This is a genomic window from Peribacillus sp. FSL K6-1552, from assembly GCF_038005205.1.
GTDB classification, from domain to species: Bacteria; Bacillota; Bacilli; order Bacillales; family DSM-1321; genus Peribacillus; species Peribacillus butanolivorans.
The window spans coordinates 3,635,613-3,649,794 of record NZ_JBBOST010000001.1 but is presented as its reverse complement, the minus strand read 5'-3'; the positions used below and the strand labels follow the sequence as shown (position 1 = coordinate 3,649,794).

Sequence of the window (14,182 nt, the reverse complement as noted above, 5' to 3'; positions counted from 1 at the left end):
CGCCAAATAAGCACGTGATGTTCGAGAAAATGGAATAGAAATAAACAAGAGTTGCAGCTTGTTTTACCGAAGCAGCAACTCTTTGTTTTATAAGATGGGATATAGGAAATCCCATACATTTTAACTCATTATTTTAATGGTTGTCCTTCAAATGCGTTAACATTTAAAGGTGAAGAGAGGAATTCTTTAGCTTTACCAACAAACGAGGTGAAGTGCTCACTTGAATTATGGCTTGCAACCGCTAGATGATCTTGCCAAACTTCAACCATTGTAAATTCATTGTCTTTTTCTGTAGCTTTGTGAAGATTGTAAGAAACATTTCCACTTTCCGCTCTTGAAGCTGCGATTAGCGGTTGAATCTCCTCTAGAAATGCATCTTGTTTTGCTGGATTAATATTGAATACGGCATGAATGATAATCATTAAACGTCATCCTCTCTTTTGTTAAGCATAAAAAATTTAATGAATGGATTCTTTATTACATTACTTCCATTGTGCGACTTTATCAATTGGAAGACGAACTGATTGATGGCCATTATCTGCTGCTTTACCGATTGAAATTAGCATAACTGGTACGTATCGATCTTTATCTAATCCAAAAGCTTCTGCAATCTGGTCTTTTTCATAGCCACCGATTGGATTTGTATCATAGCCATAAGCACGAGCCGCAAGCATTAGTTGCATGGATACAAGACCACCATCAACTAGAACGACCTCTTTCATCTCTTCACTAGTGATTTTTTCGAAATATCCAGCAAATGAGGCTAATATGTTTTCTTTTACTTCTAAAGGCATAAGCCCTAAATCTACAGCTTTACCGTAGATTTCTTCGCCGTTATCAAAATTGTTCATATCACCAAATACGGCAATTACTGCGGAAGATGTTTCGACTTGATTTTGGTTAAAGCGAGCAAGAGGTGCAAGTGTTGCTTTTCCCTCAGGACTATCAATTACAAGGAAGCGCCATGGTTGCATATTAACTGAAGAAGGAGCAAGTGTTGCTAAGGTAAGTATTTCCTCCATTTCTTCCCTACTGATTTTTACGGATTTGTCGTAATTTTTTATGGAGCGGCGTCCTGTGACAATTTCTTTGAAATCATTTGTTAATTGTGCTGTAGTAGTCATAGTTGATAATCTCCTCTTTTTAACTTTAGTAGTTTAATTTATAGTTATTCTCATTTCACAAATTGTAACGAATCAAGTGTTAGACTTGGCTTATATTTTTTTGAATGCGTGTCAGCATATCTGTTAACTCTTGACGTTCTTCTTCTTTAAAATCTTTAAGCATCAAAGTGACAAAACGAGCCTTTTCAGCTTGGTAGAGAATAATTTGTTTGCGACCATGATCTGAAAGACAGACAAGAGTAAATCGATTATCCTCCGGATCTTTGCGTCTTAAAATCATTCCAGTCGCTTCAAGTTGTTTTAAATGCCGGGTAATCGCTGCACCGTCAATGTTAACCTCTTTTTGAAGTGCTGTTTGACTAATTTCATCAACTTGATAAAGCTGATATAAGATATCATGTCTTGATTGACTAATGCCCGTACAACTTTCAAATTTTGAACTTATCTGTTTGTTAAGGCAGCTCATTATATATAAAATAAAAGATTCATTAGAACATGAATTCGTCAAGAAACACCCTCTTTTCATACGTTAGACAAAATAATTGATAGCTCAATAGTTGATGCGTCAATTAATATACTATACCCTAAATAATAAAGCAAGTATTTTAGTACTGCAACTTTTGCTTAAATATGATCTAGACCAAAATGTTGCTCTATCTCCTTTTTGATTAGGAAATCTTTTCAAGAAAGCTCAGTAAACCTTTGGAGCTTTTAGCCAAGGTATAAGTATGATAATCACCATGTTATAAAAACTGCCCTTAAATAAGGTGGAAAAGTTCATCTGATAGCCGTAGACCAAGACAATTCTTCGATTTATGTGCCATAATACAGAAAGTGAAGGAGCGAATGCTCCATCCTTTTCTGTATGCTACTTCAATCAATTAAATTTCATTGAGTACGATGCCTGTAAATGATATTCAAGTTCTTTGTCAGTTATTGTGTGTGGAGATTTAAATCTAATGGTGTTTGTGCACTGAATGGGCTCCTATCATCAATAAATCCAGCTAGACATAAAACAGAAGGGTTAAGTTTAGAACCATACTTTTCACACCGCATCATACAAAAGGAAATACATGAGGATAAAGTATTCGTACCAATAGATTTAAAGAGAATTTGGAATCGTTTATAGCAATGAAAAAAAGCAACCGTTTGGATATAAAACGGTTGCTTCTTTATAAACTGTGGTCTAGGAGTTTTATAATAGTCCTTTCGGGATTCCTTCGCAGGGTGCAATAATGAATATGCATTTACAGGTCCAAGTACGGAAGTTCAACATTTGTGGTTTGCTCTGTTTACTATGCTCAATATAAGGTTATCAGAAAAGTGAGCTCATTTTAGTTTACATAACACCAATTATTTACAGTATTAAAGTAGAACGAAAGAGTACAGTTTAAACCCTTGGTACATAAGGGTTTTTCCTATTTTCAGCAATGTATCAAATGAACTAACGGGGCAGATTAGTTGAATAACAATTGAGCTATTACACCTCAAAAACTGGACTATTTTTCTTGAAATTAGGAAAGATAACTTATGAGGTTAGTTTTATGAAAATGCTATATATATATATATATATATATATATTGATTATTACCATTCCGATGTTGTTTTTTTGTTCAATTCAAGGATACGCACAACCTAAAGAATGTCCTGTGTTAAGTGAATTAGAGAAAACATCGATTAAGGATAAAAAAGAGGTAATAAAAGCGTTAACTTTAATACCAAAAACTTATGGAACTGGAATAGATGATTTTCCTGACATATATACTAAGTGGGATGTAGTAACTGCCAAACCTTTTCCCGAAACAGTTGGCAATAAAGATGAAGAAGACTATTTTGGAATGGCAAAGACCTTTTGTGGCAAAGAAATTGCTGAAAAATCATGGCTTGTACGTTTAGATTTCCCCAAAGCACCTGGAGCTAGCTTAGGCCAAGGTCAAATATTTTTAGCTAAAAGTAAGGAAAAAGGATGGTTTGTTTGGTTTCAATACCATTAAACTGCTATTCCTTCTTGAACTCCCATGAAAATTAAAAATGCTCAAAATCCACCACAACAAAATAGACCCAGTAAAAACGCTTTTTAAAAAAGGCTGAGCCCTATGAGTGATCTATTTAAGTTTGGTAAATCGTTAAACAAAAACCTCCAATCATAGCAAATTAAGTAGAGGCTAGCGCGACGACCAAAAAAGGATTAATCTCCCATGAGTGCTACCCATAAAGGGCGCGACAATCGGTGGTACACCGTGGTCGTTGGAGTCAGACTAACGGGTGGGCTCAAAGGCTCCATTGTTCAACGACCTTCTTCGCCAGCCATTAAAACATTATCGACATAGAGACCAATTTTCATTCTCTGTGGTGAAGCGCTGATTTTTGCGCTTCATGGATGGCTAACGGGTGCGTTAGTTTATTAAGACAAATAAAAAATCTATTTCTTAATGTACAGGAAATCGATTTTTTGATAAGTGTATTTGAGACGCTTTAAAGGATTGATGACAGGGTAGCTGTTCTAGTCCACAGGATTACCACCAATAAAAGTAAATTGATTCTATAAATTTGTGAAGTATTGGTGATAACTCCCTAAAATTCAAAAGGTGTTCTAAAAATACCAATCAACGAAGTTTATCGGGAACTTTTTCAGTTCCTTTGTAATATTCTTCGAATAATGACCTGCTCTGAGGGTAATCTAACTATTGGTGATATTTCATTTTGTTGAAATTTCATTATCACATTAATAGGAGGAAAATATTAATGACACAACATCAACACTCTCACAAAACAGGTGAATCAGTTATGGAAACAGGTCACTATATTGACGCGGATGGTGATCATGTTGAATTAACAGCAGGACAAAAATTTCCTAGTTGCCCTTCTTCAGGACAATCTACAAGTTGGAAACATGAACAATAAAATATCGTTTTAAATAAAAAGACAGCTTACGATAAAGTAAGTCTGTCTTTTTATGTAGATAGAAATACATAGAAATATAAATAAACAAATATTAGTCCTAATGACATTTTTCTCATTTCATCTCTTACTCTTAACTCACTCTCTCCTACTTCCCCTCACACTCACTTATACTCGGGGTTTGTGTAGTAACGGAATGTATTTGATTAGGGATATTTTCAGAATACTTTTTGAATTCTACGGATTTTTCATCAACAATTCTCCAAATTTAAAATTTATTTTATTAATTCCATAATTTTTGCATATTTTTTTGTTACAGTTTTTTTGTAATAAACAGAGGGAGGAAGTAAGATGAAATCGAAATTATGGATTTTTACATTATTAGTAAGTGCAGCCATCATTGGCGGCTGTAGTGCAAGTGATTCAGATTCTGATGGAAATGCAATGGACAATTCCAACATGACCGAAGAAGAAATGGCCGATATGGAAGGCATGGATCATTCCAACATGACTGAAGAAGATATGGCTAATATGGAAGGTATGGATATGGAAAATGGCGATGCAAGCCATACAAATCAATTAGCATTAAATAACTCTACTGGAGAAAATGAACTTGCACTTCCGCCATTAGTTGAACCAAAGGATGGAATTGTTGATATTACTGCTCAACAAGGAACAACTGAAATATTTAAAGGAGTTCAAACAGAAACATTAGGATATAATGGTTCATTCTTAGGACCGGTTATTCGTATAAATAAAGGTGAAAAAGTAACATTTAGAACAGGGAATGAGATGTCGGAACCAACAACGTTTCACTGGCATGGAGTCGAGATACCTGGAGAAGGCGATGGTGGACCACATCAAGTAATACAACCTGGTAAAGCTAAAGATGTTGAATTTACAGTAAATCAAGGTGCTGCGACATTATGGTTCCATCCACATCCAGTAGGTGCCACTGCAGAACAAGTATATAAAGGTTTAGCAGGTTTCATTTATGTAGAAGATGAAAATTCTAAAAAACTTAGGTTACCCGATGAATATGGGGTTAACGATTTTCCAGTAGTATTCCAAGATAGACAATTTACTGAGGAAAAACAATTCGATTACCAAGCTGTTCTTAATGAAGATGGTACAATTGGAGATACATTATTAATTAATGGTACGTTGAATCCAAAACTTACCGTTGGGAAAGAAAAAGTTCGTTTACGTTTATTGAACGGCTCAAATGCGCGTAACTATACTTTTAAATTAAATACAGGAGATTCATTCCAACAAATTGCAACGGATGGTGGTTTGGTGAATGAACCAAATGAGATGAATGAAATTACATTAACTCCAGGTGAAAGAGCAGAAATTATTGTGGATTTTTCAAAATATAATGCAGAAAGTGACATTGCTCTTGTAAATGAAGAGGATACAATTTTATTACCATTCAAAATCGAAGGACAAAAAACAAACTCAATTGAGATTCCGGAAACATTAAATGATTATGTTGTTACAGAAGAGGAAAAAAATCTACCTGTTACGAAAAAGCTGGAGCTATTCGGTATGGGAAAAATGGTATATATTAATGGAAAACAATTTGATATGAACCGTATTGATTTCACGCAAAAACAAGGTGAAACAGAAATTTGGGAAATATATAACAAGCCTGATAAGATGGGTGGTATGACTCATCCATTCCATATTCATGGTACACAATTCAAAATTGTTTCAATCGATGGAAAAGAACCACCAATAAGTCAACAAGGATGGAAGGATTCCATTGGAGTTGAAGCTGGACAAACAGTAAAATTGGCAGTGAAATTCAATAATAAAGGTGTCTATATGTTCCACTGTCATATTCTTGAACATGAAGAAAATGGTATGATGGGTCAAGTTGAAGTTATTTAATTAAGCAAACCCCTCTAATTAAATATAGATTAATCTCCAAGTTGAATTGAGTTGATCATTCGAGTTGGAGATTTTTTATAAATGATATGCTTATCTTTAACTGATATGAACGAAACTGTCAACCCACCACACCCAAATGGTTTTAAATGGGGTTTCATTCAGAAATGGATACAATCCTAAAAGTTGAAAAGGAAAACCTTAAAGACTTGGCACGAAGGCAAAAATGCTGACGGTGGTATACAAACTGATATGCGTGGGTTGGCTACCACATTTCATTCCATCCATCACGGAGCTGCTGATCAGCTCCTTTTATTATGGAACTAAAGGGGCAGTTTAGTTCAATAATGTGGAAATATTTTCATATATGAAATAGGATTTTTTTCGCTTATGCTGAAAGTAAAAAAGTAAAATTAAAAATTTGAAAGGATTTAATGTAATGGACGATATCGATAACAAACAATCTATCAAACGAGAAAAGTCGCCCTTAATTCTTAGTAAACTATTTAAACGTATTTGGTATGTTTCCCTTGCTGTAGGAGCTGCGGTAATCATGTTACAAGGTAAATTTGCGTTTAAGGAAATGTTTTGGATTATCTCTATAAGTACACTATTCCTTGCTTTTTCTTGTGCTGTCATGCTCTTTAAAAAAGACTTTGAATTAGTAGAACGTATACTTTACGCAATCGCTACGATAGTTTTGATGTTTTTTAATCCTCATTGGTTAGACATTCCTGCTTATTTAACAAATGATTATAGAGTTATTGAAGGGGTTCCGACTGAATTTGATCATAGAAGTCCATATAAGTCGGGCAGTTATCTGCATGTTAAAGTTAATAATGAAGATCTTAAATTGCCAACAAGTATTTCAAATTCATATTCTGATAGATGGTTTGTCATTCATTACCTTCCAAATTCCAAATTCATCATGGATTACAAAATCCTAACCAAACAAGAAACGAAACTGAAAAAAGAATAATTCCCTTTGAAAAATGATTGGAAATAAGATGATGATATTAAAATCTTGATGGCTAACAGGTGCGTTAGCTGAAGATTGGAGCTGTCTTTAAGGCAGCTTTTTCGTGCGCCCGGCATGGGTGCAATCTATAGGGTGTGATGAAGGCAGTAGTAATGGTTAGCTTAATGCAAGGGTGTCCATGGTGACGTGGAATCTGAAGGAAGCAAGCGGCAAACCTCCGGTCTGAGGAACACGAACTTCATATAAGGCTAGGTATCATTGGATGAGTTTGCGAAACAAAACAAAGTCCTTACTGCCGAAGGTGGTACAGAGTAAATGAAGCAGATAGATGGAGGGAAAGATTGCACTCTTACCCGGGGAGGTCTGATGACAGCCAAGTACACTTGGTAACCTGTCCAGTGATGGACAGCTGAATCATCAGAAGTCAGCAGAGGTCATAGTACTTGTCTACTCGAGAAGATAAGGAAGGACCGAACAGATTAAGGAGGATGAATACTAGGCGTTCGTTATCTGCGAAGAAGCAAACAATTCCTAACGGAACTTATTTGAAGGAAGAAGTGGTGAATACACGGGGAACTTCAAAAGGGCGGAGCAGATAAAGGCACAAATAGACCATCTCGTCCACGCAGGAAAGGATATCAACGATGTTAATGGAACAGATACTAGAGAGGGAAAACTTAATACAGGCATTGAAGCGTGTAGAAAGAAATAAGGGAAGCCATGGTGTAGATGGAATGCCGGTTCAAAACCTGAGACCGCACCTCGCAACCGAATGGTACAACATGAAAACTGCCCTTTTACAGGGTACCTATCAACCGCAGCCCGTCCGTCGTATCGAAATCCCGAAACCAAACGGCGGAGTTCGGCTATTGGGTATTCCAACCGTTCTAGACCGTTTCATTCAACAAGCCATTGCCCAAATATTGACTAAGATATATGACTCAACCTTTTCGGAGAATAGCTATGGATTTCGCCCTAACAAACAAGGGCACCAGGCGGTTCGAAAGGCAAAGTCCTATATAACCGAAGGTTATACATGGGTAGTGGATATGGACTTGGAGAAGTTCTTCGATAAAGTGAATCATGACAAGCTCATGGGAATGTTAGAGCGGAAAATTGAAGATAAACGAGTTCTCAAACTGATTCGTAAATTCCTTCAAGCAGGCATTATGATAGGCGGACTTTTTCATAAAAGTGAGGAGGGAACTCCGCAAGGAGGTCCGTTAAGTCCTTTATTATCTAATATCATGTTAGACGATTTAGATAAAGAACTAGAGAAACGCAATCTTCGATTCGTAAGGTATGCGGATGACAGTACTATCTTTGTGAAGACACGAAAAGCCGCCAAACGTGCAATGGGAAATATCTCAAGCTTCATTGAAAATAAACTGAAGCTAAAGGTCAACTACGAGAAGTCGAAGTATGATCGCCCTTGGAACAGAACGTTTCTCGGTTTTAGTTTCACGAAGTCAAAGAAGAACCCGAAGGTTCTACTGGCTAAACAAACGGTGAAGAGAGTAAAGAAACGAATCAGGGAAATGACCTCGAGAAAATTACCGATACCCATGAAACTCCGAATAAATAAGTTAAAGCAATACCTTAGAGGTTGGATGGGGTATTTCGCCCTCATTGATACTCCGAACGTATTGAAGAATTTAGATTCATGGATTCGAAGAAGACTCAGGATGTGCCTATGGAAGCAATGGAAATTGCCAAGAACGAGGGTGAAGAAACTCAAAGGATTAGGCGTCCCATTTGGAAAAGCATATGAATGGGGAAATAGCAGAAAGGGTTATTGGCGCATAAGGGGCAGGTTAGTTTAACAAGAATTCCCTTAAATATTTGGTGTTTTGGTAAAATTAAGTTGTGGGAGGGGTTGAAATGGATAAAGAACTTGAAGATATAATTGTTAAATCTTTTTTTAATAGAAGAATCCAACAAAGAGTTTTGTTCGAACTTTTTTCGGCAAAAAAACGAATGGATGCAATAGGTAGATTAAATCATAATTACTTAACTACACTCAGGGAGGAATTTATGATTGAAATACCAAAGCCTAATTCTGACCCAGAAGAAATAGAAAATCTATTGAAAAAACAAGGTGCTGGTAATGATTGTTACGCAATGTCTTGGAATGATTCTATCGACGGAAAGTATATGTCTTTAACTTCGGCTTTAGAGGTGTCAGTCGGTGAAGGATTTCCATCAATAATCTCGTGTATCCCTGGAAAACTCGCCTACTTTGAAGCAGAACAGTCATATGGTCCTCCACCAATGTTTATTCTGAAAAGAAAATAATCCTTGTTGAACTAACGGGGCAGGATAGTTGAAGAGTGCTGTTTGACCTTTGTTCAACAATTGGGCCAGATTGTGGAAGATCATTTTAAAAGAAAATTCGATATTTGTCGGTGAGATTTTGAAGGATTGTACTTAAGCTAAAGGACAGAATAGTTGATTTTGTCCATCAACTTTTCATTGTAATGTAATCCTTCTTTCTATCGTTTTATAAGATTAAAATGGAATTATTACATCAATTGGGTTCTAACTCCTCCAAAAGTAGCAAGATAAGCGAATAAAAAAAGCAGTACCACCGCTAAAAGTGTTGGTACTGCTATATTGAGTGACAAGTTTTATATTAATTAGAATGTACTTGCTACTTTAACAGCTTTTTCAAGCCCTGCAGCAATAATTTCTTCTGCTTTATCTGAGAATTGATTGTGACCTTCAATCACTACTTTCTCTATATTTTTTACACCGAAGAAGCTCATCATACTTGCTACATATTTAACAGCCATTTCTACTTCAGCTTTTGGTCCTTCAGAATATACACCGCCACTTGCGTTTAATAATACAATTTTCATATCTCCAATCAGACCTACTGGACCTTCTGGCGTATATTTAAATGTTTTGCCCGCGCGGTTTAAATAATCAATATATGTGTGTAGTACAGCCGGAATTGTTAAGTTCCATAATGGGAATCCAAACACAACTTTATCAGCTGCAAGGAATTGTTCTAAATATTTATCAGCAACAGTTACTGCTTTTGCTTCTTCTGCTGTTAAATCAAGTCCTCTACTAGCCTTAAATGTACCGTTAATCATATCTACTCCTACATATGGCAATTCTTCCTTGTATAAATCAAGTTCTACCACTGTATCATTTGGATGTGATTCTTTATAGCTTGCTAAAAAAGCCTCATATAATTTCACACTCACCGCTTGGTTTGCGGGACGATTGTTTGCTTTTACAAATAAAACTTTTGTCATTCTCTTTTCCTCCTGTTACTCACTCTTATGTTGTTATATATTTATTCACTAAAAAAGGAATCCTATTATCTTTACAATATCTTTTTAAAACTATATTCCATGTCTCCACCTAGAGCTTCAGCTGTATCACCAGTTTCTCTGAAGTCATGTGTATGAATCTTTTCAAACTGACCATAGTTTACTTGCTTATAAAATTCATAACAAGGGAATCCGTCATGTGCACCTTGAATATCGACAGTACCATCTTTTTTGACATGTACAGTTAATAGATAATCAACGGGAGGTGCATATACATTTAATGGGTTGCTAGCACTAGCACTCATTTGAAATTTGACGTCATCTGACCTCCATACAACATCAGTGCACAAAATACCTTCCGTACTAGCTTTTCCTGTTTTTTTATTAACGGAACCATCAGTAGTTGTGATTCTTTCTGTTGTTATGCCAGTATTCGCATATGTGAAGATTTCTTTTTTATAAAAATCTACAACTACTTCTTGTTCAATTCTAGAACGCATAGCGTTTACAGCATGTGGTGAAAATTCACGTGAGTCACCTTCGAATTGAATCACGTTTCCTGTTTGAGTATCCTTCTTAGGTTCAGTCCAAGACATTGGAATAAATACACTTGCTCTAACTTTAACGATATTAGTCATGAGACACACCTCTATGATTTTTAATTTTATTTTGGATAATAATATTGAGCCATTGAGCAAAACAGATCGCAATTTCTTTCGTATAAATTATTGCTTTTCCTTTAATATTTGCTGCTTGTAAACTTCTACTTAGTATTTATATCTAGATTGTCGTTTTAAAACTGTATTCCATTTCCCCAGCTAGCGCTGCTGGAGTGTCACCAGTTTTTCTGAAATCATGTGTATATATTAATTCAAATGGAGCAAAATCTGTTTGTTTATAAAATTCATAGCAGGGGAACCCATCATGTGCACCTTCAATTTGTGCAACACCACTCTTGTTAACATGTATAGTTAATAAATAATCAGCCGCAGGTGCTGCTGCATTTAAAGGATTGCTTGCACTTGCCCTCATTTCAAAAGAAACTTCATCAGTGCCCCACGCAACATTAGTACATACAATATTTTCTGTACTTGTTTTTCCTTTTTTATAATCAATAGAACCATCTGGATTTGTAACTTTTACAGTTACGATACAAGCATTTGTATATGTGAAAATTTCTTTTTTATAAAAATCAATAATCACTTCTTGCTCTAATCTTGACCGCATAGTGTTTACAGCGTTTGGTGTAAATTCACGTGCATCACCAGTGTATTCGAATATCTTTTCTGTTACAGAATCTTTAATAGGTTCCAACCAAGCATACGGTGCAAATACACTTCCTCTAATTTTAACGATGTTAGCCATGAGAACCCTCCATAATGTATTAATTTTGTTTCGGTGAATCCTATTTCTTTTATAATTAAACTATGGTCAACTTGATTGACTACATGGTGTATAGTACAATGGACTTCAAATAAAGTCAACCTAATTGACTTTATTTAAGGAGGTTTTATGTATGAATCATGAAGTATTTAGTGAATTGGATCTTACATCACTTTTATCATTATCCTTTAGTACATCAATTAATGAATTACATGACAGATTGAGTGAATTGGGATTTGGAGATATTAGACCTGCACATGGTTTTATGTTTAAATACATCACTCCCAATGGAGCAACAGGTATAGAACTAGCCGAATATTTAGGAATTACAAAGCAAGCTGTGAGTAAAATGGTGGATTATCTTGAGAAAAGTGGCTATGTAATGCGCAAAGCTCATCCCACTGATAAGAGAGGGAAAATTATTGTTTTGACCGAACGAGGTTGGTTAGTAGTGAAAGCAAAAGAGAAGATACTAACTGAGATTGAGCAACGTTGGATTAAAAACATAGGTGCTGAACGCCTGCAAATGCTCAAAGAAGATTTAACAAAATTAGTTTATGAAGAAAATGAAGATAAACTATCATCGAGGTTAAGACCTGTCTGGTAACTATAGAGTTATAAAGGGAACTTTTAATCGTGCTTAAATTCGTACTAACAGTACAGCATTCCTGTAATGATATAAATTAGCAGCAAGGTTTGTGAAGAATTGTACGAGAGCGTTAGTTTAAGAAAACAAGCTAAATTGCATTTGTGTTTCTATTTTCATTGTTCCATTAAAGGGCGCGATTCTTGAATAAGGTTCGCTTTTCTTATAGAACTAACGGGTGCGTTAGCTGAAGATCGGAGCTGTCTTTAAGGCAGCTTTTTCTTTATGCAACTATCGGGGCAGGTTAGTGTTATAACAATCCTTTGTAAATCTTATTTTGTTATAATGGAAATAAAATCTTAACTATTATTAGGAGATAAATTGTTTAAGAAAATTAAGACTTGGGCGAGAAATTTAAAACGACAGATTTTTATCCTTTACTTTGCTTGTAAAGATGAAAGGGTACCTTGGTATGCAAAAGTATTTACGGCTTGTGTTGTAGCTTATGCATTCAGTCCGATTGACCTAATACCTGATTTTATACCCATTCTTGGCTACTTAGACGATGTAATTCTCGTTCCAATAGGGATAATGATTGCATTAAAGATGATACCAAAGACTGTACTAACCGACTGTGAAGTTAAGGCAGAAGAAATGATGAAAAACGGTAAGCCGAAGAATTGGATAGTCGGCTCAATGATAGTATTGATTTGGGGCTTAATTATAATATGGGCTATTATTAATATTTATCGCTTACTTAACTAACGGGTGCTTTAGTTCATTAACAGGGGTTGCTGCGGCAGCCTTTTTCTTATGGCACTAACGGGGCAGGTTAATGAAAGATGAAAAGGGAGTATAATATAGCAAAATAGAATGTTTAATAATTAAGGGGTTAAACCGTGAGAAACCAACATAATCAAGAAAAGACATCCAAATTAAATAAACTCTTTAAGATGTACGAAAAAGGATTAAAGAAGTTTTTAGACCTATTGTTTACAAGATAAATTATACCTCTTGTTAAGCTAACGGGTGCCTTACTTCAATAAAGGAGGTTGCTGAGGCAGCCTTTTTCTTATGGAACTAGAGAGGTAGTTTAGTTGAAAAAGCTTAGTGTGAACGCACAGTGAATGACGTTTGCTTTCACAATGTGACTGTATGGATATGTGTAGTACAGTCTCTCAGTTTATTCGGACTGTTCAGTAGCGTTTTTTTTATAACTTCCTCCTAATTTTTCGTCTAATAATATATAAAACTCGCGATAATATAGTAAACATAAGTTAAAAGACTAATTAGGATTAAGAAAATTGAACAGATATTTATTAACTTTGAATACCCCACCTTTTTAAAAAGACGGTAGAGTAATAAGAAAAGACCTAGAATAATCAATTGTAATATAAATGTTATATAGAGGTATGCATGTAAAGACTCTCCTCCTCCAATGTAAATACCTGTACCCACTAAAATAACTCCTAATAGTCCAGATATCCCAATAATATTATTACTTTCTACTATTTGTGCAGGAAACAATGTTATTCCTAACACCATGAAACATATCAAAATATGAAGCGACCATACTAACATGATTAAATCTCCTATCTTCACCTAATCGCATTTGATGCTCTGTATAATTTAGCTTTTAGAGAATTTATTCTAGCTTTTTTAATTCCTTCCTTTAATTATCGTCATTATTCCAACTATCGTAAATACCCCGTAATTTAAATGATACTTCGCAGTTTGTGTCAAGTCTACAATAAGTCTTATAGAACTAACGGGTGCATTAGTTCCATAAGATGCAATAAAAGAGACCACTTAATAGGTGGTCTCTTTTATTTGTTCTCATCGATAGAAAACGTTCCTATCTTTGAATATTTTCTCGTGTTCTCCCGAACCTTGAGACTCCTTTTCTTTTCTCTTCCTTTCCCGAGATTATTAGAGAAAATAAAATTTTGATTCCTTAACATTATAGGTACAATATATACATTATTTTAAAAAAAGAAAAAAACAGGAATTCAAGTCTCCTGTGTAGTGCTATTACATT

General features: G+C 35.2%; 14 protein-coding genes. 8 read left to right on the top strand and 6 right to left on the bottom strand.

Translation table 11 applies throughout. The annotated features are described in order from the left end of the window. Positions 1-128 precede the first annotated feature (128 nt). The 3 genes from NST21_RS17460 to NST21_RS17450 form a co-directional block, all read right to left on the bottom strand. On the bottom strand, positions 129-422 hold the full coding sequence (locus NST21_RS17460; protein WP_214796378.1) for a putative quinol monooxygenase: 294 nt from the start codon (positions 420-422) through the stop codon (positions 129-131). Between the two features lie 60 nt (positions 423-482). After that, positions 483-1,124 (bottom strand): nitroreductase family protein, encoded by a 642-nt coding sequence (locus tag NST21_RS17455; protein WP_056529677.1) that lies wholly within the window; start codon positions 1,122-1,124, stop codon positions 483-485. A 79-nt stretch (positions 1,125-1,203) separates the two neighbouring features. Beyond that, complete coding sequence (locus NST21_RS17450; RefSeq protein ID WP_214796381.1) at positions 1,204-1,632, bottom strand: MarR family winged helix-turn-helix transcriptional regulator; 429 nt, start codon at positions 1,630-1,632, stop codon at positions 1,204-1,206. 1,036 nt (positions 1,633-2,668) lie between these two features. Between NST21_RS17450 and NST21_RS17445 the strand changes: the two genes are divergently transcribed. From NST21_RS17445 to NST21_RS17420, 6 genes are all read left to right on the top strand, one after another. Beyond that, positions 2,669-3,118, top strand: coding sequence for a hypothetical protein (locus tag NST21_RS17445; protein WP_340890430.1), 450 nt, complete (start codon positions 2,669-2,671; stop codon positions 3,116-3,118). A gap of 751 nt (positions 3,119-3,869) precedes the next feature. Then, a complete protein-coding gene (locus NST21_RS17440; RefSeq protein WP_157443972.1) occupies positions 3,870-4,028 on the top strand; it encodes a hypothetical protein in 159 nt (52 codons plus the stop codon). Between the two features lie 348 nt (positions 4,029-4,376). Continuing rightward, positions 4,377-5,918 carry a multicopper oxidase family protein gene (locus NST21_RS17435; RefSeq protein WP_340890429.1) on the top strand — a complete coding sequence of 514 codons (1,542 nt, stop codon included), beginning with the start codon at positions 4,377-4,379 and terminating at the stop codon, positions 5,916-5,918. A 436-nt stretch (positions 5,919-6,354) separates the two neighbouring features. Continuing rightward, entirely contained in the window at positions 6,355-6,894 is a 540-nt protein-coding gene (locus NST21_RS17430; RefSeq protein ID WP_340890428.1) for a hypothetical protein, read from the top strand. 644 nt (positions 6,895-7,538) lie between these two features. Continuing rightward, the gene (gene ltrA / locus NST21_RS17425; protein ID WP_340890427.1) at positions 7,539-8,717 is read left to right on the top strand and encodes a group II intron reverse transcriptase/maturase; all 1,179 of its coding nucleotides are present in this window, start codon (positions 7,539-7,541) and stop codon (positions 8,715-8,717) included. Between the two features lie 58 nt (positions 8,718-8,775). Further along, positions 8,776-9,189, top strand: a complete 414-nt coding sequence (locus NST21_RS17420; protein WP_340890426.1) for a hypothetical protein — start codon at positions 8,776-8,778, stop codon at positions 9,187-9,189. Between the two features lie 341 nt (positions 9,190-9,530). Here the strand turns inward: NST21_RS17420 and NST21_RS17415 are convergent, their stop codons facing one another. The 3 genes from NST21_RS17415 to NST21_RS17405 all read right to left on the bottom strand — a co-directional run bounded on the left by NST21_RS17415 (position 9,531) and on the right by NST21_RS17405 (position 11,540). Further along, positions 9,531-10,157, bottom strand: a complete 627-nt coding sequence (locus NST21_RS17415) for an FMN-dependent NADH-azoreductase (protein ID WP_340890425.1) — start codon at positions 10,155-10,157, stop codon at positions 9,531-9,533. Between the two features lie 71 nt (positions 10,158-10,228). After that, positions 10,229-10,813, bottom strand: a complete 585-nt coding sequence (locus NST21_RS17410) for a DUF3238 domain-containing protein (RefSeq protein WP_340890424.1) — start codon at positions 10,811-10,813, stop codon at positions 10,229-10,231. 142 nt (positions 10,814-10,955) lie between these two features. After that, entirely contained in the window at positions 10,956-11,540 is a 585-nt protein-coding gene (locus NST21_RS17405; protein WP_340890423.1) for a DUF3238 domain-containing protein, read from the bottom strand. Between the two features lie 151 nt (positions 11,541-11,691). Here NST21_RS17405 and NST21_RS17400 point away from each other — a divergent pair, with 151 nt between their 5' ends. After that, complete coding sequence (locus tag NST21_RS17400; protein ID WP_340890422.1) at positions 11,692-12,165, top strand: MarR family winged helix-turn-helix transcriptional regulator; 474 nt, start codon at positions 11,692-11,694, stop codon at positions 12,163-12,165. A 360-nt stretch (positions 12,166-12,525) separates the two neighbouring features. Beyond that, positions 12,526-12,909, top strand: coding sequence for a YkvA family protein (locus tag NST21_RS17395; RefSeq protein ID WP_340890421.1), 384 nt, complete (start codon positions 12,526-12,528; stop codon positions 12,907-12,909). The last annotated feature ends 1,273 nt before the right edge of the window (positions 12,910-14,182 follow it).